The organism is Aliiruegeria haliotis (assembly GCF_003003255.1).
Classification (GTDB): Bacteria; Pseudomonadota; Alphaproteobacteria; order Rhodobacterales; family Rhodobacteraceae; genus Tropicimonas; species Tropicimonas haliotis.
The window spans coordinates 486,468-506,702 of the sequence record NZ_PVTD01000001.1 but is presented as its reverse complement, the minus strand read 5'-3'; the positions used below and the strand labels follow the sequence as shown (position 1 = coordinate 506,702).

Below are 20,235 nucleotides of genomic sequence, written 5' to 3'. Positions count from 1 at the left end.
GCACCACTGACCGGAGGCGCGGGCCACCCCGCCCTCCCGCAGGACCGAACGGAATTCCATGAGCCTCGTCACCACTCCCGGCGCGCTTGCGCCGCTCAACGAACGTCCGCGCCTGTTGACCATGGACCGGGTCGACAAGGTTTTCGGCGGCGATGTCGTCGCGCTGCGCGGCATGCACCTCGACGTGAACGAGGGCGATTTCATCTCGCTGCTCGGTCCCTCCGGCTGCGGCAAGTCCACCGCGCTGCGGCTGATCGCGGGGCTGATGCAGCCGACCGCCGGCCGTATCGACTGGGAAGGCGGGCAGCACAGGGGCGACCTCGGCGTCGTCTTCCAGGAACCGACGCTCATGCCCTGGGCAACAGTGGCGCAGAATGTGTCGCTTCCGTTCCGGTTGCGGGGCAAGTCCCACAGCTCGGTGCGCGACGACGTGAAGGAGGCGCTGGACCTCGTCGGCCTTGGCAAATTCGCCAATTCCTACCCGCGGGAGCTGTCGGGCGGCATGAAGATGCGCGTCTCCATCGCCCGCGCCATGGTCACCCATCCCCGCCTGATCCTGATGGACGAGCCCTTCGCGGCACTCGACGAGATCACGCGGTTCAAGCTGAACAACGACCTGCTGGAACTGAAGCAGAAGATCGGCTGCACGGTGATCTTCGTCACCCACTCGGTGTTCGAATCCGTGTTCCTCTCCGACCGGATCGTGGTGATGGCGGCGCGTCCGGGACGGGTCATCCGGGAGGTGCAGGTGGACGAACCTTACCCCCGCGACGAGGATTTCCGCACCTCTGCCGACTACGCCGCGCATTGCCGCGCAGCCTCGGACGCCCTCCACGAAGCCATGGGAGATGCCGCATGAGCGTTGCCGACACCATCCCCGAAATCGATACCGAAGAAGCCCGGCGCATCCGCAAACGGCAGATCGAGCGGGTTGCCCGCTGGACGATGCCCATCGTGGTAATGTTCGTCACGCTGGTGACCTGGGACTGGATCGTGACGGCGAACGCGATCCCGCACTACATCCTCCCCAGCCCGCGCAATGTCTGGGACAGCCTGACCGGCGACTGGGACATCCTGTTCGACTCCGCCATCCTGACCGGCCGCATCACGCTGATGGCGCTGGGGCTGGCGGTGCTGGGGGGCGCGGGGCTCGCGATCCTCTTCAACCAGTCGAAGATGCTGGAGATGTCCTTCTACCCCTACGCGGTGATCCTCCAGGTGACGCCGGTGGTCTCCATCGCGCCGCTGATCTTCATCTATGTCGACAGCAAGGTCGCCGGGATGCTGCTCTGCGCCTGGCTCGTGGCCTTCTTCCCGGTGCTGTCCTCGACCACGCTGGGGCTGAACTCCGTCGATCACAACCTGCGCGACCTGTTCCGGATCTACGGTGCCACGCGCTGGCAGCGGCTGACAATGCTGCAACTGCCCTCCGCCCTGCCCTACTTCCTTGGCGGGCTGAAGATCGCGGGTGGCCTGTCGCTCATCGGCGCCGTGGTGGCCGAGCTGGTCGCCGGTACCGGCGGTGTCGGCACCGGCCTTGCCTTCCGCATCCAGGAAGCCGGCTACAGGCTCAACATCGCCCGCATGTTCGCCGCCCTGTCGCTGGTCGCGGCCATGGGTGTTTTCATCTTCGCAGCCCTTTCGCTGATCAGCCACATGCTCCTGCACAAGTGGCATGAGAGCGCCCTGAAAAGAGATCACTGATGCAAGATTTCCGAACCCTTCCAACCGGCCCGCTGACGCTTTCCAATGTCGTCGTGCCGGCCTGTCTCTACGGCCAGACGGGCGACCTCGTGCGCACCGATCTCTCGATCGAGAATGGTCGGGTCGGCGCGGGCGGCGGCAAGGTCATCGACATGCAGGGCGCCATGGTGCTGCCCGCCTTCGTCGACATGCACACCCATCTCGACAAGGGCCATATCTGGCCGCGCGCCGGCAATCCCGATGGCACCTTCATGGGGGCGCTGACCGCGGTGGGAGAAGACCGCGCCGCCAACTGGTCCGCCGAGGATGTTCGCCGCCGCGCCGACTTTGCCCTGCGCTGCGGCTATGCCCACGGCACTCGCGCCATTCGCACCCATCTGGATTCACTGCCGCCACAAGACGACATCTCCTGGCCGGTCTTCCGTGAAATCCGCGAGGACTGGGCTGGCAGGATCGACCTTCAGATGGCCAACCTTGTGGCCTGCGACCGTGTCGAGGACGGGGGCGCATTCCGCCACACGGCCGACCTGGTGGCCGAGTTCGGCGGCGTGCTGGGCATGGTCACCTATCCGGTGCCGGATGTCGCCGAGCGGATCCGCACCTTTTTCCGCATGGCTGCGGAGCGTGGCCTCGCCGCGGATTTCCACGTCGACGAGACCATGGATGCAAGTTCCGAAACCCTGCGGGCGATTGCAGAAGCCGTGCTTGAAACCGGCTTTTCCGCGCCGGTCGTCGTCGGGCATTGCTGCTCGCTCTCCACGCAGGACGAGGCTCGGGCGCTGGATACGCTGGACCTCGTGGCAAAGGCCGGGATCAACGTCGTCTCCCTTCCCATGTGCAACCTCTACCTTCAGGACCGCCACGACGGGCGCACCCCGCGCAACCGTGGCATCACTCTGGTGCACGAGATGGTCGCCCGCGGGATCAACGTGAGCTTTGCATCCGACAACACCCGCGACCCGTTCTATGCCTATGGCGATCTGGACATGCTGGAGGTGCTGCGGCAGGCGACCCGCATCGGGCACCTGGACCATTCGCGTTCCGACTGGCCGCTCGCCTTCACCGCCAACCCCGCGAGGGCCTGCGGCTTCGACGCACCGAGCCTCGCGCCCGGTGCCCCGGCCGACCTCGTGGTGTTCAACGCGCGCAGCTGGACGGAGCTTCTGGCCCGACCGCAATCCGACCGTATCGTGCTGCGTCGAGGCAAGGCCATCGACCGCACCCTTCCCGCCTATTCCGAACTCGACGACCTGATGGAGTCCGCATGACCGCCGATATCGCCGCCGCCAAGGCCGCCCTCGCCTACCTCGACCTCGACGAGAACCCGATCTCCATCCGCGCCAAGAGCCGCGATTTCTTCTGGTACTCGCCGGCGCTGAAGGACGCGCTGGACCACGTGGTCGGGGATTTTGTCGTCACGCCACGCAACGAGGCGGAGGTGATCGAGATCCTCCGTGTCTGCTATGCCCACAACGTGCCGGTCACGACGCGGGGGGCCGGCACCGGCAACTACGGCCAGGCGATGCCGCTCTCGGGGGGGTGCATCCTGCACATGAAGGCCATGGACAATGTGAAGGAGATCCACCCCGGTCGCGTGATCGCGGAGCCCGGCTGCATCCTGAAAGACCTCGACGCGGCGACCAAGGCCCATTCCGGGCAGGAACTGCGCATGATGTCCTCCACCTACGCCACCGCGACGATCGGCGGGTTCATCGCCGGGGGGTCCGGTGGCATCGGCTCGTGCAAATGGGGCGCGCTGCGGGATCTCGGCAATATCATCCGCCTGCGGGTCGTGACCATGGAGGAGGAGCCGCGCATCCTCGAATTCACCGGCGAGGAACTGGCCCGCGTGTCCCACGCCTACGGAACCAACGGCATCATCACCGAGATCGAGATGCCGCTTGCCCCGGCCTACGACTGGACCGACCTTTTTGTCACCTTCGACACCTTCCCCGCAGCCGCGCAATTCGCCGCCGACCTGGCCGAACAGGATGGCATCCTGATCAAGGTCGCCTCCGTCTTCGAGGCGCCGGTGGCGCATGACTACTTCCTGCGGGTGAAGCCCCACGTCACACCAGAGACGCACCTGGTCGCGCTCGCCGTGGCGCCACATTCCATGGACGGGTTCCTGACCTTCCTCGGCCGCCGCCCGGAGGCCTCGCTGCTCTATCGCTCGGATCAGGAAAACGACTGGAAACGCGGCCCCGGCCCGATCTTCGAATACGGCTGGAACCACACCACGCTGCGCGCGCTGAAGGTCGACCCGTCGATCACCTATCTTCAGGTCCGCTACGGCTTCCCCGATTACATGGAGAAGATCGAGACCATCCGGAAGGAGTTCTCGCCGGAGATCCTCCAACACCTCGAAGTCATGCGCGAAAGCGGCAAGGTGATCTTTGCCGGGCTGACGATGGTGAAATTCACCACCCAGGAGCGCCTGGACGAGATCATCCGCCGCCACGAGGAGATCGGCGCGCTGATCTTCAACCCGCACCGCTACACGCTGGAAGAAGGCGGCCGGCAGACGGTCGACGACCGCCAGCTCCGTTTCAAGCAGGAGGCCGACCCGAAGGGATTGCTGAACCCCGGCAAGATGATTTCCTGGGACGACCCCGACTGGACATTCGACGGCATGTATTCCTACCCGAAGATCCAGTCGCCGGCATGACCCGCGCGCTTGTCCTGTTTGCCCATCCCTGCCCGGAGAGCTTTTCCTCTGCGCTGCATTCCCGCGTCGTCGACTCGCTGTCGGCACGGGGGTGGGAGGTTGACGATTGCGACCTGAACGCCGAAGGCTTCAGCCCGGTTCTGACCGAGGCGGAGCGGCGCGGCTATCACGAGGTCGGCCCCAATATCGAACCCGTCCGAGGCTATGTGGAACGGCTGCGGGCGGCCGATGCGATGGTCATGGTGTTCCCGGTGTGGAACTTCGGCTACCCCGCGATCCTGAAGGGGTTTCTTGACCGGGTCTTCCTGCCCGGCGTCTCCTTCAAGCTGGTCGATGGCAAGGTGAGGCCCAACCTCACCCACATTCGCAAGCTCGCGGCGGTGACGACCTATGGCGGCACGCGGGTCCGCGCGCTACTGGCAGGCGACCCCCCGCGCCACTGTGTGAAACGCGCGGTCTGGCATGTCTGTCGTCCCGACAGCATGAAATACCTTGCGCTCTACGACATGAACCGCGCAGACGATGCCAGGCGCGGTGCCTTTCTTTCGAAGGTCGGCCGCGAAATGGAGACATTCTGACATGCGCGCGGTCGTCATCTATTGCCACCCCCGCCCCGAAAGTTTCACCGCCGCCATTCGTGATGTGGTCGTCGGCGAACTGGAGGCGCGGGGCGCGGAAGTACGGCTTCTGGACCTCTATGCCAGCGGCTTCCAGCCGGTGCTGGGTGCCGGCGAACTGGAGCGCTATTTCGACTATCCCGACAGCATCGCGCCGGTCGCCGGGGACGTCGAGGCGATCCGCTGGTGCGATACGCTGATCTTCGTCTACCCGACCTGGTGGTACGGGCTGCCGGCGGTGTTGAAGGGCTGGCTCGACCGGGTCTTGCTCCCGGAGGTCGCCTTCCTGATGCCGGATGCGACGCACAGCACCATCCGCCCGGCGCTTCAGCACATCAAGCGGCTCGGCGTCTTCACCACCTGCGGGGCCAGCTGGTGGCTGACCCGGTTTGTCGGCGCACCGGGGAGGCGGACGCTGCTGCGCGGGGTCGGCGTGCTCTGCGCACCGCGCCGCCGCGTCGCGTTTGCAGCGCACTACCTGATGGACAGCTCCACCGATGCCAGCCGGGCGAAACACCTCACGCGGGTCCGACGCAAGATGGACAAGCTGTTGCGCGGCGCGACCGCTGCCGCCCCCCGGACGACGGAGGATCCCGCATGATCCCCATACTCGACTGGTCGCGCTTTGCAGACGCCACTGACCGCGACGGCTTCGTGGCCGATCTGGGCCGTGCCTGCCGGGACACCGGGTTTTTCCTGCTCGCCAACCACGGCATTCCGGGGACGCTGATAGACCGGGTCTTCGCCCAGTCTGACGCCTTCTTCGCCCGCACCGAGGCCGAGAAGACGACGCTCGACATCCGGCGCAACCGGCACAACCGGGGCTGGGCCTGTATGGGGTCGGAGGCGCTGGACGACACCAGTGGCCAGATGGACCGCAAGGAGGCGTTCAACGTCGGCTTCGACCTGCCCGCCGATGACCCCCGCGTGATCGCGGGCGACCCTTTCCGAGGCGTGAACGTCTGGCCGGAACAGGACGGGTTCCGGGAGACCATGCTGGAGTATTACGGCGCCGCGCTGTCGCTCGGCGTGGCGCTCCATGAGGCATTCGAGATCGAACTGGGATTGCCGAAAGGCTTCTTCGCACCGCATTTCACCGAACCGATGGCAACATTGCGGGTTCTGCGCTACCCGGCTGGCGGCGATGGGATCGGCGCCGGTGCGCACAGCGACTACGGCTCGATCACGCTGCTCACGACCGACGGCGTGGCCGGGCTTCAGGTCCGCCCGCGCGGGGGCGACTGGATGGATGTTCCCCATGTGGCGGGCGCCTACGTGGTCAACATCGGCGACTGCCTGATGCGGTGGACGAACGACACCTATGTCTCCACCCCGCACCGGGTGCTGGCGCCGGAACGCGTCCGCCGCTCCATCGCCTTTTTCCTCGATCCGAACCCCGACAGCGTGGTGGCGGCCCTTCCGGGCACCGGCACGCCCAAATATGCGCCGATCACCGGCGCCAACTATCTGCGCTCGCGGCTTGACGCGACCTACACCCCGCCGGAGACGAAATGAGACGTTTTGACTGGGCCCAGCACCGGGCCCCCGAATTCAAGGCGATGGACCCCGAGAAGGTCATCGCGATCCTGCCCACGGCCGCCATCGAGCAGCACGGGCCGCATCTGCCCACAGGCACCGACACGACGATCGCCGAAGGCATGCTCGCCGAGTTCCGTCGCACCTGCCCCGACGACCTCGACGTGGTGATCCTGCCGACGCAGGCCGTCGGAAAATCGAACGAGCACATGCACATCGGTGGCACTCTGACGCTCTCGGCGGAGAACGCGCTTCGGATCTGGATCGAGATCGGCCAGTCCGTCGCCCGCGCCGGGCTACGCAAGATCGTCATCGTCAACAGCCATGGAGGCAACCTCGATCTTGTCTCCATCCTCTCGCGGGAGTTGCGGATCCGGGAACGGATGCTGGCGGTGAAATGCCAATGGGGCGGGTTTGGTCGCCCCGAGGGGATGTATTCCGAGCGTGAGAGCAGCTTCGGCATTCATGGCGGCGACGTGGAAACCTCCCTCATGCTGACGTTCCAGCCGGACTGCGTGGACATGACCCGCGCAGGGGACTTCGCCTCCACGGCAGAAAGCGGGCCGATCTCTCCCATCGGGCCGATCTCCTATGGCTGGATCTCCACCGACCTGAACCCCGACGGTGCCGTTGGCGAAGCGCATCTGGCAACGGCGGAAAAGGGCGAGGCCACCTGCCGACACCAGGTCGCGGGCTTCATCGAGTTGCTGCGCAAGGTGCGGGATACATCGCTCGACAGCTTCACGTGACCCACCCGCCCCGACCCTGAGCCACCCGGTCGGCGCGGCTCAGACCCCGGTCCTCTCTCGTGCCGCGCCGCGGGGCATGCCGCCGCCCCGCGACAAGGCGCCGGATCGCAACACGCTATTTCAAAAGAAAAAATTCGCGCCGGTTTCCCGGCGCGAATGCTGTTTCACCTGACCGTCGGCTCGGGACACCGTGCCTCAGACGCCGAAGTAATCCTGCTCGACCAAACGTCCGAACTCGACGGCCGAAATCTCCAGTTCGGTGCCGTTTTCAACCGACAGGGCCACCTTGTCGAAGGACGTGTTGCCCGCCAGATCGTGGGACACGCCGCCGTCGACGATGTTCAACTCGGCAACCTCGACCAGCGCGCGGCCTTGGTAGAACTCCAGCGTGACATCGCCCGGCCCGGAGATATCGACGAACTCGAAGGCCACCTCCAGCGCATCGCCCAGACCACCGCGATCCCTCAGGGAGAAGCTGACGGACTCGCTGTTGTCCACCGACGTGTCCTTCCACCAGCACCACCCCGTCGGGTTTGCCACCGAAAGGCCATCGCCAAGCGTCGACAGCAGGTCCGGCGTCCAGCGCTTGCCGTCCTCCGCATCGATCCTGATGCCGGCCTTGTTCACGTTGATCCTGCCCTGAACCAAGCCCAGATGCCGGGCGCCGACTTCTTCGCCATCGACGGAATAGACCGCCTTGGCGCCCCAGCGATGGCCGTCCACGAAATCCAGCCGCGCGGCAATCGTCGGATCGTCCAGTTCGACGCCGATCACCATCGGGTCGTGATCGGATGCCGCGAAGAGGTCGTCGTTGTAGAAGGCCGGGTTGTTGAAACTGGTGTCATACCCCAGCAGACCGGGCTCGTCGGCATTGATATGCCACTCCGCCACGCCGGTGATGTTGTCGAGGATGCCACCGGAAGCAAGACCATAGTCCAGCGTGCCGCGCTGGCCGTTGAAGACAAAGCTGTAGGCGTCCTCCCCGATGAAGGCAGCCGCGAGGTCCGTGTAGCCAGCCCCGAGCAACGCCTGCACCGGGTCTTCCATGGCATAGGCATTCAGGTCGCCAAGCGCGATGATATTGCCGGGATCGGCGGCACCTGTCGGGTTGGTTTCCAGCCACCCGGCCAGTTCCAGCGCCGCATCGGTGCGCACCCCGTTCCAGAACCCCTGACCGTCGCCCTGATCGTAGTTCGGATCGGCCAGCAGCGCGTCGATCAGTCCCTGCGGCGCGCCTGCGTTCACAGCGTCAAGGTAGAGGTCCTGCAGGTTGCTGTCTCCCTTGGACTTGAAGTGGTTGGAGACAACCGTGATCTCGCTGCCGTCCTCGTCGGCGAATGTCGCGACCGTCGCCGGACGGTTGCGTTGCAAGTCCGCCACCTGATCGTCCGAAGACGCATAGGGGTTAAGGTCTTCCGCGACAGCCAGCGTTGTCGCAGCCGAGGCTTCCGCGAAGGTCAGCGTGTCGGCACCCACAAGGCTGACGCTGTCTGCCTTGTAGATGATGCCCGTCATGATCGCGTCCGTGCCGACGAAATCGTCTCCCGGATCGACGAAGGCATAGACCTCGGCGCCGAGGGCGGTGTTGAGTTCATCGACCAGCGTGGCAATCGCGCTGCCGGTGCCGAAACCGTTGTTCTCCAGCTCCTGCAGGCCAATGATATCGGCGTCGAGCTCGGTCAGGGCGGCGACGATCTTGGCGGTCTGGCGCACCAGCTCGCCTGCATCGTCCGCACCGCGCGGGTCAAGCGTGCCGTCCGGCCCGGTTCCGGCGCCGGGCTGGTCCAGCGTGGTGAAATAGTTCAACACGTTGAAACTCGCCACTTTCAACTCGCCACCCACCTCGGGAACGTCGGGTTCCCGGGCGCCTTCGTTGGTGCCCGCGATCGTGTCGAGTGGCCCGTCGGCATTCAGACGGAACTGGCCGAAGCTGTAGTCCAGCACGCCAACAACGGTCTCCGTCTGCGCGCCGAGCCGCAGGGTCGGTCCAGCCTCCGTGATTGGATCCCCGGCTTCGAGCGGCGTACCGTCGCCGCTGTCGATCAGCCGGTAGATATCCGGGTTCTGGCTGGTGATGCCGTCGTCGATGGTGATGCGGTTGGCGGCATTGGCGGCGGCGAGGTCGGCGACCTCGGTGGCTTGGGACTGCGCATCGAAAAGCTGGGTCGGCTGGTACTGGTTGCCCTCCGACATGACCACCGATCCGAAGCGGCCGAGGTTGAAGTTCTCGATCACCGTCAACGGGTCAGTCGAGCCGGAGATCAACTCGACGCGCATGCCCTCGTAGGCCTCGAAGCCGTCGGACATGCCAATGGTGATGACGCTTGTCGTGGGCAAAGCGTTGCCGGTCGACAGCACCAGGGTTTCCTCGACGGAGGTCAGTTCGGTCAGGCCGTTGAACTCGTCCACGCGAGCGGTCACCCGCAGGTGGTCGCCGACCGAGACCGTGGCGCCGAAGTCAAAGACGTAGATCCCTTCGGACGTCGCCGCATCGCCATCGGCGTCGGCGTCCTCCTCCTGCAGGAAGTATCCCACGACACTCCCCGAATTGGTTTTCACGAGGCTGGTGACGATCGCTTCCACTGTCACGACATGGTCGTCGAGCGCGGAGGCCGCTCCGCTGCCCTGAACAGTGTGGATCTTCATCACGTCATTGTCCTGAACCGACACGCCCAGATCGCTCAGTTCCAGCCCGTCATACTCCGGGTCGGCGCTCGAAACCGTGAACGACAATGCGCCCAGGTGCGGAATGGTCTCTCCGATGGCATCGTCCACCGCCCGGACCTGCACCGTCTCCGCGTCGGTGTCGGACAGCACGACATTCAGGGTCTCGGAGAAGTTCACGCCATCGAGGCTGACGAGGCTCTGGCCGTCGCCGGCGATTGTCACCGTCACGGCATCGCCGGGCACTGTGCTCAGCGCCAGGGTAAAGCTGTCCGTGAGCGTGCCATTCTCATCCACCAAAAGACCGTCGCCGGCGTCCGCGATCACGGCCGGGGTAACCGTGCCGCCGCTGGTGCCGACGATCCTGAAATTGTCGACAGCAAAGTCCTCGTCGCCGGCATTGACCGAGACCTCCAGCCGCAGATCCAGGGTCAGGCCGGTTCCCGCGATGTTTGCCGCGAACTCCGTCAGCGCGTCGGACAGCACGGCGCCGTCCCCGACATCGTCGCCGTCCGTGTCGAGCCGGAAGTTGCCGTTGAAGTCGCCGGAGGTGAAATCCGCTCCGCGGAAATCCAGCAATTCCTGCTCCGGGCCGCCGTCGATCACCGCGACGAGGCGGATGTAGTCGCTGTCGTCGATATCGCCCGGGGAATCAAAGGCTTCGGCGAAGTCGCCGGTGAATACCAGATCCTGAAGCCCGGCGATGTCGAGGCCGGTCCATTCAACCGTGATCGGCAGCGTGGCGCCTTCGCCGTCGAGGTCCATGCCCGTCAGGTAGGCGCCATCGTTGCCGGTGTAGCTCTTGCGTTGGGACGGGATCGGATCGCCGCCGAAATCGCCTCCGCCCGCCCCGTCGGAGAGCCCAAGGTAGTCAGCGGATCCGTCAGAGAAGAAACCGACGGAGGTGGTGAACTTGCTGGCGTCGTCAAATGTCTCGTCCAGCACCGCGGGCGCCGCCGGGGTCCCGCTGAGCATCAGGTTGTCAAAGGCGATATCCTCGTCTCCGGCAGACAGCCCGTCGATCGACAGGCGCAAGTCCAGCACGGAGCCCGTACCCCCGATTGCCGCCGCATAGGCAGTGAAGACGTCGGTCAGCGCCGCCCCGTCCGCCACGCCGTCGAAATCTGTATCGAGCCCCGGCGCGCTGTTCGTCCCGCCGCTCTCTGCGAACTGGAGGACGGGGACCCAGCCGCCGCCGTCAATGCGGACCTCGATCAGCACGTTCGAATCGGCATCCCAATCCTCGTTGCCGTCGCTGGAATCGTCTTCGGCGAACAAACCGGAGAAGACGAGGTCGCTGTAGCCCGAGATGTCGATGCCGGAGAACACGATCATGGTCGACCCCGGCCCGCCCTCTCCGTCGATGTCTTGCGCGGCGAAGAAGGATGCGCCCGACTGACCGCTGACCTCGTAGGCGGACCCGATACCCGCGCCGTCGGTCCGCAGGAAAAAGTCGAAAAAGCCATCGCTGAACTCCGGCGTGGCCGTGAAATAGCGCACGCCGTTTCCGTCGGTCTCAAAGTCTTCCCTGAAAATGATCGACACCGTGTTCGTCCTTCCCGTTCAATGTGACCCGCAATGCGGCATGGCCTGCCCAGACTACAGCTTTGAAAGAAACACGTGACAAATCACTCGGCAATTCCGTCCAGACAGCCGCCGCGCGCGGCCTCCGGTACGGCGAGGAAATCGTGCAGCCCCCGGGCATTCCGGGCAGCCTAGCACGGCAATTTGCGGATTTGATACATCTTTTCCGATCCACCGGACCGGAGACCGGATCGGGCGCGGCCGAGGGCGCTCATGGCCGCTCGAACGGCATTCGCGGCAGGGGCGCGCGGGGCCCCGCCCTGGGGCATTCGGCCTAGCCGGGGCTGGCCCGTGCCGCAAGCGGGCGGTGCAGGCTCAATTGGGTCGCGACCGCACCGATCCACATGCAGAACACGGCAAGCCAGGCGGTCAGCGCAAAGACAGACCCGCCCGCCATGCCCGCGCCGACAGCACAGCCACCGGCAAGCATGCTGCCAAAGCCCATCAGCACGCCGCCAACGAGATAACGTTCCATCGGCGTGTCGGTTTCGAACCGCTGTATCCGCGCCTCGCCCTTCAAGACGGACACGACCATGGCGCCGGCAAAGACGCCCGGCACCAGCCCCAGCCCGAAACTCAGCGGCATGACGCTCTCGTTGACCAGCGCCATGAGGGTGTCGGTCGATGGGCCGGTGAATGTGACCGACTGGACCTGCACCACCTCGAAGGAGGCATTGGCAATCAACCAGGTCAGCCACCAGCCGAGAGAGATCGCCAGCCCGACGACAGCCGCCGCCAGCAGGTCCCATGCCCGCACGCGGCGGGACAGCCCATAAGCCACCGACGCCAGGAAGGCGATGACGCAGGCTGCCACGATAACCGGGAAGACCTCGGTTTCAGGGTCGACAAGGCGCCGAAAATCGATCCCGGAGACTGTCCAGAGCCCCGCGAGCGTCTCGCGCAGGGGGGACAGCACGCCGCGCAGGGAGGCCTGGGCGCTGAGTGTCAGCACCAGCCCGGTAACGATGGCCCGCAAGTTGCCGGAGGCCGACAGCACCAACAGGCGGCTGGCGCATCCCCGGGCCAGGATCATCCCGCACCCGAAGAGAAGCCCACCGATGATTGCCCCCGAAAGGCTGCCGGTCCCGGTGAGTTGCCGTGCCGCGCTGACGTCCAGGACCCTCAGCAGGAGGGCCGCCTGCACCGTGGCAAGGGCCGCGAAGAAAGCCACCAGCCAGATGCCGAGCTTCGGGCCAAGCTGGCGGTTCGCCACCTCCACCGTCGCGGCGCGCAGGCAGAACCGGGACTGGTAGGCGGCGGCGCCGAAGATCAGGCCGACCAGCACGCCAGAGGCCAGCATCAGCCAGTCTTCGCCAAACCTGTCGATCAGCATCTCCATGACACCCTTGTCCTTCTGCGTGGCTGCCGCTCAGCCTGCTCGACGCCGTTCAGCCCTGCCTGCCCGGGTCATTCGAACTCCATCTGCTCGTAGACCCGGCCTGCGTTTTTTGTCGCCAGTTCCTCGAAGGTATCGAGTTGGGCATAGGGCGACTGGTCGACGTAATAGGCTTCCGCTAGGTCGCCGCCCGCATCCAGATGCGCACCGATCTTCTCCCGCAGGTAGACGAGGTAGTCACGGGTGTAGCGGCGCACCTGGTCCATGTTCGTCGGGTGGCCGTGGCCGGGGATCACGTAGGTGGCGCCGAGCGCCTCGAAGCCGGTCTCCCAGGTCTCGATCCAGTCGGCGGTCATCGTGTCTGCGAAGATCGGCAGCATGCGTTCGTGAAAGGCCATGTCACCGGCGATCACGAGGCTCTGCTCCGGCAGCCAGACTTGGGTGTCACCGGGACCATGCGCGGGGCCGAGGTGCAGCACCTCGATGCGGTAGTCGCCCATCTCGATGACGTGGCTGTCCTCGAATGTCTGCGTTGGCAGCGCGACAAAGGTGCCCTCCGCCTTGTCGCGGTTGTAGCGTTTCATGTCGTCCAGGATCGCCTCGCCGCGGTCCTCGAACTCCTGCGCGGCCTCCACGTGGGCCAGGATCGGCACGCCCTGCTCCTGCCAGTAGGAATTGCCGAGCATCGCGTGGCCCTGCCCGTTCTCGTCGATCACCAGTTTCACCGGCTGGTCGGTGATCGCCCGGATCTCCTCATGCAGCGCTTCGGCCAGCACATAGGCAGCGCCGCCGTTGATCACGACCACCCCGTCGCCGGTCACGATGAAGCTCAGGTTGTTGTTATGTCCGCTGTTTTCATATGTCGGCGGGGCGGTTGCGCCGATGGCGGACCAGACGTTGGGAATGAACTCCACCGGCTTCGAGTAAAGCGGCGAGCCGGGATAGAGGTCCGCAATGTCCTCGTGGGCGACCGCCGGAAGGGCAAAAGCCGCAAGGGTCGCGGCGATGGCAATGCGCATCATGCGTCTCCTGGTAGAAAGATGAAACCGTCGTCGAAATGGTCTGCCCGACCGATCCCGCCGCCCGGCAAGTGGAACCCCACGAGGCGCATCCTCTCGGCGGTCAGGCGGTCGAAGAGGCTGCGCCGGGTTTCTGCCGCCATCTCCGCGTCCTGATCGGATCCGCTGTGCCAGCCGGGCTTGCGAAACGCGACGTGGTGATTGCCGATTGCATCGCCCAGCACCATCGCCGCCTCGGATCCGTTGCGAATCTCGAAACTCATGTGGCCCGGCGTGTGGCCGTGGCTTGCCACCGCGGCGATGCCCGGAAGAATCTCCTGTCCGTCGTCGAACATCGCCACCGAACCCTCGATGGCCTCCATCCGGCGTCGGGCGCCGACCGCGAACGTGGTCCGCGCCGCGCCAATGGTGTTCACTGTCTCCGGGTTCCACCAGTAGTCCCACTCGGCCCGGCCCATCATGTGGATGGCGTTCACAAAAAGCGGGTCGTCGAAATCGTCCAGCACCCCCCAGATGTGATCGGGATGGGCGTGGGTGAAGACGACATGCGTGATGTCCTCCGGGGTCAGCCCGACAGCCTCCAGACCGTCGAGGATCTTCCCGGCGGTCGGCATGAAATCCGGGCCGGAACCTGCATCGAAGAGGACCGTGTTGGACCCGTCCCGATAGAGGGTCAGGTTGCATTCCGGCTTCAGGGGGCCGGCGGGATCGACGCCGAGGTCACGCAGGACCGGGTCAAGCTGATCCTGCGGCATCGGGCCAAATATGAAATCCGCGGGCAGGACGAGGTGGCCGTCGCTGACCGTCGTCAGCGTGGCCTCACCGATGCGGATTTCGGCAAGGCTCGGCCTGGGCAGCGCGGCCAGCATCGGAAGGCTGGCGGCGCCTGTCAGGAAGGTACGGCGGGTGATGTGCATCGGCAGATCTCGCGGGTTCGTTTCGGATTGCGGCGGGAGCGCGGCTCCGGATCAAAGCCCGGGGCGGCCTGCCGGAGCGGCCACCCCGGGATCGCGCCGAGATTTCAGCGCGGGCGCCCCCTCAATCGCCCGCGGCTTCGGCAACGATGTCGGACAGAAGGGCCTGAACCTCCTGCATGGCTCCGTCGGGATAGGTGGGATGGCCGATCTGAACCTTGCCATCCACGTCGGTGACGAAGATGGAATATGGGCAATAGGCGATGTTCATCGGGTCGGCCTCCATCACCGAACGCGACACCTTGGCGGAGCAGAAAAGGAAGATGTCGGCGGCGTCGAAGATCCTCTTGTCCGAGCCTACGTCGGCGCCGGTGCGGTTGAGCATGTCGCCGGTGTGGCTGACGTAGTCGATGACAAGCCCCTGGCCGACGATCGCGCTCTCCACGGCAAATGTGGCGTCTTCGAATTCGCCGTCGAAATCGGTGATCATCGCGTCTCCGGCGAAGGCTGCGCCGCAGAGGGCGAGGGTCGCAACGGCGCTGGTCAGAAGATGTTTCATGAGTGTCTCCGTTGAAAGGATGTCGAGTGTGGTCCGGGGGACGGTGCGCGGCCACCGGCCGCGCCCGCACCGCCCCGATGCTGTCAGCCGAACATGTCGGCGGTGATGCCGGAATACCAACCCAGCGATTCCTCGTAGGTCGCCTTGCGCAGGTCGGCTTCCTCGCCGGTCTGGCTGATGAAGCCGTCCACCTTGGCAATCTTCTCCTCCGTGGCCTCGTAGGTGGCCCCGACCTTGATGCCGTTGTCGGTGGAGACCAGCGACCAGCAGGTGTTGGTGAACTTCGCCGGGAAGACCTTTGACCCGGTGAGCGCGCCCCGGATCGCCATTGCGGCGACCTTGGCCTGGCTGTTGGCGGCAAAGCCGGACTTCGGCATGTCGCCCTGGTTCGTGGCGTCGCCCAGAACGTGGATGTTCTCGTCGAGGCGGCTCTGCATTGAGGCGGAAACCACAGGGCAGAATCCCGTGTCGTCGGCAAGTCCGGCAAGCTCCGCGATCCGCCCGGCCTTCTGCGCCGGGATCACGTTGCAGACGTCGACCTCGGCCACCTCGCCGTCGATGTCCACGGTCATCGCCTCCGCATCCACGGAGACGTTGCCGCCACCGAAATCGGGACCCAGGCGCTCGATCATCCCGCCGTAGTGGGTATCCCAACCCTCTTCGAACAGTGCCTGCTTGGAGAATTTCTCCTTCGGGTCGGCGATCAGGATCTTGGCGGTCGGGTTCACCTGCGACAGCCTGTGCGCAACCATGGAGATCCGCTCATAAGGCCCCGGCGGACAGCGGAACGGGTTGGGCGGCGCCACCATGCAGAACAGCCCCCCCTCCGGCATCGCCTCGATCTGCGCCTTCAGCAGTTCGGTCTGCGACCCGGCCTTGTAGGCGTGGGGCATGGCATTCTGGGTCGTGAGATCCCAGCCGGGCACCGAGCCCTCGACGAAGTCGATGCCCGGAGAGACCACCAGCCGGTCATAGGGCAGCACCGCGCCCCCGGCGAGCGTCACCGTCTTTGCATCGCGGTCGATACCGGTCGCCCAGTCATGCACGACATTGACGCCGAATTGTGCCGCCAGCGTGCCATAGGAATGCCGGATGGAGGCGATGTCCCGGAAACCGCCGAGAACCAGGTTGGAGAAGAAGCAGGTATAGTAGTCCCGCGACGGCTCGACGAGTGTCACATTCAGACCACCGTCGCTGTCCTTGGCGAGGTAGCGTGCCGCCGTCGCGCCCCCTGCCCCGCCGCCGATCACGACAACCTTCGGCTTGCCATGGCTGTCGCCCCAGACCGAAGGCGCCGCCAGCGACGCGGTGAGCGCGGCAGAAGTGCCGATAAAATGGCGTCTGTTCAGTTTCATGGGTCGTGTCCTCCCTCAGGTGCCGGCATGGGGCCGGCGGCTCCCCTTGCGGGGTCAATCCACGCCGAGCGCGGCGAAATAGGCGGCCAGTGCCGCGATTTCCTCGTTATTCAGACGCCCCGCCAGCATCTGCATCACCGGATGGTCACGGGCCTTGTCCCGGTAGGCATGCATGGCGATGACGAAGCTGTCCTCCGGCCAGCCGGTGACGGACGGGATGCCTTCCATCTCTCCATCGGCGCGGTGGCAGGTCAGGCACTCGCTGGAAAGGTACTCGCCGTACTCCGGGTCGCCCTGGATCGCGAGGATTGCGGGATCGACGTTGTGGTCGGTGCCGATGGCGGTGGGCGCGGCTTCGGGGATGTCCTGCGGGTTGTCGGAATTGGCACGCAACCACGCCAGCACATCTGCGCGTTCCTGCGGGTCCCGGATGCCCTTGAAGGTCATCTTGGTGCCCTTCAGAAAGCCTCGGGGGTCGGTGATGTAGGCATCAAGCTGGTCGAGGTCCCAGACCCGCCCGGCCGCGCCCGCGGCCCGCATCGCATTGGAATAGCGATAGCCCTCGGCGGCACCGAAGGCTCGGCCGAAGATGTAATTGAGGTTCGGCCCGACCTTGTTGGACGCATTGGGTCCGATGCGGTGGCAGGTCCGGCACTGTTTCCAGTATTCCGCCCCGCGCTCCACGTCGCCGAACTCGCTCGCGCCGGACGATCCCGCCGGCGCGAGCAAGGCCACGGCAAGCCCCGCAAGGATCCGCAGCCCGATCATCACGGATGCGACTTCAGAAAGGCGGTGATCGCCGCGATGTCGTCATCCTTCTTCAACCCGGCGAAGGCCATCTTGTTGCCCTTCAGGAAGGTCTTGGGCGCGGCCAGATAGCCCGCAAGATTTGCTTCATCCCAGACCATTCCGCCCGCGCCGGCTTCGACCATGGCCTTGGAATACTTGAACCTATCGCCGGTGCCCGCCGCACGGCCGACGATCCCGTTCAGGACCGGGCCGACCTTGTTCTTCGCTCCGTCACCAACCTGGTGGCAGGCCTTGCACTTCTTGAACACCTTTTCCCCCGAGGCGACCAGCGCCGGATCGACCTCGCTGGCAGGGGCGGCGCCCTCGGTGGCCTCAGGGGCCGCCTCGGTCGCCGCGGCCGTGTCGGCTGGCGCCGCCGCAGCCGGCGCCAGCGTCACCGGATCGGCCGAAGCCACTTGCGTGCCGTCGTCGGCAGCCGGGGCGACGGCCGCCTCCTCGCCGGTGTCCTCGCCGTCCTCGTCAGGGGTCACATCGAGAACGGCGGCGCGCATGGTGATCTCCACGCTCTCCTTGCAATTCTCCATGCACGGGTCCTGGCTGAACAGCGGGTACTCCGTCTCCGCCCGGTCATCGACGATGAAACCGCCGGCATTGGGCATCTCGACATCGAAGAACGTCTCCTTCGACAATGTGAAATCCTCGTCCACGAGATCGTTCGAATAGAGGATGTAGGCGGTGATGGCATAGACATCATCGTCGCTCATCGTCTGCGCGGCACCGAACGGCATGGACCTGCGCACGTAGTCGAAAGTCGTGGAGAGATAAGGCCAGTAGGATCCGACAGTCTTCAGCGGATCCTCGTGGTCCAGCGTGTCCATACCACCGGCAAGCTTGGGCCAGTTGTCCACACCTTCGGCGAAATCGCCATGGCAGACGGCGCAATTGTCGGCAAAGACCTCCTCCCCGGTCCAGACATCGCCCGATCCCTCGGGCAGACCTCGGCCATCGGGCATGATGTCGACATCCCAGGCGGCGATTTCCTCGGGGAGAGCCGCACGGCCGAGGCCGAACTTGCCCTGTGGCGCGGCGGTGTCTTCGCCGACCATGGCCGTGGTATCCCCCTGCCCGTCGAGCGTGTCGGTGCTGCCGTCGATCACGACAGCGGAGGCGGTCGCCGCGGCATCGGCAGCCGCAGTCCCGGCGGGCGCGGCGGCGATCTCTTCGGTGGCGGCCTCTCCCGGGGCCACCGCTGCTTCGGCGGTCGCGGTCGCTTCCGCCGCAACCTCCGGTGTGTCGTCTGCGGCGACCTGCGGCGCGGCCTCCTGCGTCTCGTGTTCGACGACGGAGGATTGCGCGGCTGCCGCGTGCATCTCGGCCTCGTGCGCGGCGAGGTCTGCCGTGTGGGCCGCGCGTTCGCTCAGGCCGACCGACAGGGCGATGGCCGAGACGCCGACCACGCCCACCAGGGCCAACTGGTTAGGAAATTTCGACATTCTCTGCCTCCCCGTTCGCGTTGACCCACCAGGTCTGGATGCAGTTGTTGTGATAGATGGAGTTCAGCCCGCGCACCTCGCGCAGCTGCGCCTTGGTCGGCTGGACATAACCTGTCTCGTCCCGGGCGCGGGATTGCAGGAACATCTCCTCCCCGGTCCAGACATGATCGAGATAGAACCGGGTCAGTGCCTTGTCCTGACCGGGCGCGCCGAGCCGCGCCTTTGTCCAGGTCCTGCCGCCATCGACAGTCACGTCCACCCCGGTGATCGCGCCCCTCCCGGACCAGGCCAGTCCGGTGATGACCAAGGGACCGTGGCCGTGCCGGATCGGCATCTGCGGGCTGGGCGAAGTGATGACCGACTTGGCGTCCATCTCCCAGGTCCACTTGCGCGAGGTCCCGTCTTCCAGCGTGTCGGTGTATTTGGAGGTCTCTTCGCGGCTTTCGACAGGGCCGTCGGTGATCTCCACCCGGCGCAGCCACTTGACCCACATGTTGCCCTCCCAGCCGGGCACGACCAGCCGGGCCGGATAACCATGTTCCATCCGCAGAGCCTCGCCGTTGGCCTTGAAGGCCACAAGGCAATCGTCCATCGCCTTTTCAAGCGGGATCGACCGGCCGTTGGAGGAAGCGTCCGCCCCCTCGACATAGACCCACTTGCCCTCGGTCTTGACGCCGGCCTCGTTCAGCAGCGTGCGCAGGGGCACCCCGGAATACTCCATGTTGTGGATCATGCCATGGGTGAACTGGGCGCCGTTAAGCTGCGCACCGGCCCATTCCATCCCGGTATTGGCCGCGCATTCGCAGAAGTAGATCCGGTTCTCCCTCGGGAAGCGCTCCAGGTCTTCGTAGGTGAAGACCAGCGGCGTATCGACGAGGCCGTTGATCATCAGCCGGTAGTCTTCCTTGCGCAGTTCGATGGCGCCGGAATGGTGCCGCTCGAAGGCGCAGCCCTGCGGCGTGATGGTGCCGTCAAGCGCGTGAATCGGGGTGAAATTGATTGAGGAGATCGTGTCAGCGGTCAGCCATTCCACGTTGCGGCGCACGACGTCGCTCTCGAACTCGATGGGCAGGCCGTAGGGCGTGGCATCGACGCCGGCGCCGGTTGAGGTGGCCCAGTCCTGCACGTCAGTGATCAGCGGGTCGGGCCCCGCTGCCTTCGCGGCGGTGGCCGCCACAGCGCCGGCACCGGCCGCGGCCGCACCGCTCAGGAACTGTCGACGCGACGGGGAGATGCCGCCGTCCCTGCGCTTTCCCTTGGTGGTCATCGGTGATGTCCCTCTTTCGG

Annotated in this window: 17 protein-coding genes; 8 read left to right on the top strand and 9 right to left on the bottom strand. The window is 65.6% G+C overall.

The window, feature by feature from the left end:
- Positions 1 to 58 precede the first annotated feature (58 nt).
- Genes CLV78_RS02280 through CLV78_RS02245 form a run of 8 tightly spaced genes read left to right on the top strand, consistent with a single transcriptional unit; the run spans position 59 to position 7,274 of the window.
- Complete coding sequence (locus CLV78_RS02280; RefSeq protein ID WP_245924806.1) at positions 59 to 859, top strand: ABC transporter ATP-binding protein; 801 nt, start codon at positions 59 to 61, stop codon at positions 857 to 859.
- Positions 856 to 1,704 (top strand): ABC transporter permease, encoded by an 849-nt coding sequence (locus CLV78_RS02275; protein ID WP_106203141.1) that lies wholly within the window; start codon positions 856 to 858, stop codon positions 1,702 to 1,704. The genes CLV78_RS02280 and CLV78_RS02275 overlap by 4 nt, the downstream gene beginning before the upstream one ends.
- Positions 1,704 to 2,972 (top strand): cytosine deaminase, encoded by a 1,269-nt coding sequence (locus tag CLV78_RS02270; protein WP_106203140.1) that lies wholly within the window; start codon positions 1,704 to 1,706, stop codon positions 2,970 to 2,972. Before CLV78_RS02275 ends, CLV78_RS02270 begins: the two co-directional genes overlap by 1 nt.
- The gene (locus CLV78_RS02265; RefSeq protein ID WP_106203139.1) at positions 2,969 to 4,372 is read left to right on the top strand and encodes an FAD-binding oxidoreductase; all 1,404 of its coding nucleotides are present in this window, start codon (positions 2,969 to 2,971) and stop codon (positions 4,370 to 4,372) included. Before CLV78_RS02270 ends, CLV78_RS02265 begins: the two co-directional genes overlap by 4 nt.
- Positions 4,369 to 4,950 (top strand): NAD(P)H-dependent oxidoreductase, encoded by a 582-nt coding sequence (locus CLV78_RS02260; RefSeq protein WP_106203138.1) that lies wholly within the window; start codon positions 4,369 to 4,371, stop codon positions 4,948 to 4,950. Before CLV78_RS02265 ends, CLV78_RS02260 begins: the two co-directional genes overlap by 4 nt.
- 1 nt (position 4,951) lies before the next feature.
- Positions 4,952 to 5,590 (top strand): NAD(P)H-dependent oxidoreductase, encoded by a 639-nt coding sequence (locus tag CLV78_RS02255; RefSeq protein ID WP_106203137.1) that lies wholly within the window; start codon positions 4,952 to 4,954, stop codon positions 5,588 to 5,590.
- Positions 5,587 to 6,504 (top strand): isopenicillin N synthase family dioxygenase, encoded by a 918-nt coding sequence (locus CLV78_RS02250; RefSeq protein ID WP_106203136.1) that lies wholly within the window; start codon positions 5,587 to 5,589, stop codon positions 6,502 to 6,504. Before CLV78_RS02255 ends, CLV78_RS02250 begins: the two co-directional genes overlap by 4 nt.
- A complete protein-coding gene (locus CLV78_RS02245; RefSeq protein ID WP_106203135.1) occupies positions 6,501 to 7,274 on the top strand; it encodes a creatininase family protein in 774 nt (257 codons plus the stop codon). The genes CLV78_RS02250 and CLV78_RS02245 overlap by 4 nt, the downstream gene beginning before the upstream one ends.
- A gap of 195 nt (positions 7,275 to 7,469) precedes the next feature.
- Here the strand turns inward: CLV78_RS02245 and CLV78_RS02240 are convergent, their stop codons facing one another.
- The 9 genes from CLV78_RS02240 to soxC form a co-directional block, all read right to left on the bottom strand.
- Positions 7,470 to 11,483 (bottom strand): ExeM/NucH family extracellular endonuclease, encoded by a 4,014-nt coding sequence (locus CLV78_RS02240; protein WP_106203134.1) that lies wholly within the window; start codon positions 11,481 to 11,483, stop codon positions 7,470 to 7,472.
- A 313-nt stretch (positions 11,484 to 11,796) separates the two neighbouring features.
- A complete protein-coding gene (locus tag CLV78_RS02235; protein ID WP_106203133.1) occupies positions 11,797 to 12,861 on the bottom strand; it encodes a YeeE/YedE family protein in 1,065 nt (354 codons plus the stop codon).
- A gap of 68 nt (positions 12,862 to 12,929) precedes the next feature.
- Positions 12,930 to 13,877, bottom strand: coding sequence for an MBL fold metallo-hydrolase (locus CLV78_RS02230; protein ID WP_425427905.1), 948 nt, complete (start codon positions 13,875 to 13,877; stop codon positions 12,930 to 12,932).
- Complete coding sequence (locus CLV78_RS02225; protein WP_106203131.1) at positions 13,877 to 14,794, bottom strand: MBL fold metallo-hydrolase; 918 nt, start codon at positions 14,792 to 14,794, stop codon at positions 13,877 to 13,879. Before CLV78_RS02225 ends, CLV78_RS02230 begins: the two co-directional genes overlap by 1 nt.
- Before the next feature lie 121 nt (positions 14,795 to 14,915).
- Entirely contained in the window at positions 14,916 to 15,350 is a 435-nt protein-coding gene (locus CLV78_RS02220) for a DUF302 domain-containing protein (RefSeq protein ID WP_106203130.1), read from the bottom strand.
- A gap of 83 nt (positions 15,351 to 15,433) precedes the next feature.
- Positions 15,434 to 16,705, bottom strand: coding sequence for an NAD(P)/FAD-dependent oxidoreductase (locus tag CLV78_RS02215; RefSeq protein WP_106203129.1), 1,272 nt, complete (start codon positions 16,703 to 16,705; stop codon positions 15,434 to 15,436).
- A gap of 54 nt (positions 16,706 to 16,759) precedes the next feature.
- Entirely contained in the window at positions 16,760 to 17,473 is a 714-nt protein-coding gene (locus CLV78_RS02210) for a c-type cytochrome (RefSeq protein WP_106203128.1), read from the bottom strand.
- The gene (locus CLV78_RS02205; protein ID WP_106203724.1) at positions 17,473 to 18,561 is read right to left on the bottom strand and encodes a c-type cytochrome; all 1,089 of its coding nucleotides are present in this window, start codon (positions 18,559 to 18,561) and stop codon (positions 17,473 to 17,475) included. The genes CLV78_RS02210 and CLV78_RS02205 overlap by 1 nt, the downstream gene beginning before the upstream one ends.
- A 370-nt stretch (positions 18,562 to 18,931) precedes the next feature.
- Complete coding sequence (soxC, locus tag CLV78_RS02200) at positions 18,932 to 20,215, bottom strand: sulfite dehydrogenase (RefSeq protein ID WP_106203127.1); 1,284 nt, start codon at positions 20,213 to 20,215, stop codon at positions 18,932 to 18,934.
- Positions 20,216 to 20,235 lie beyond the last annotated feature (20 nt).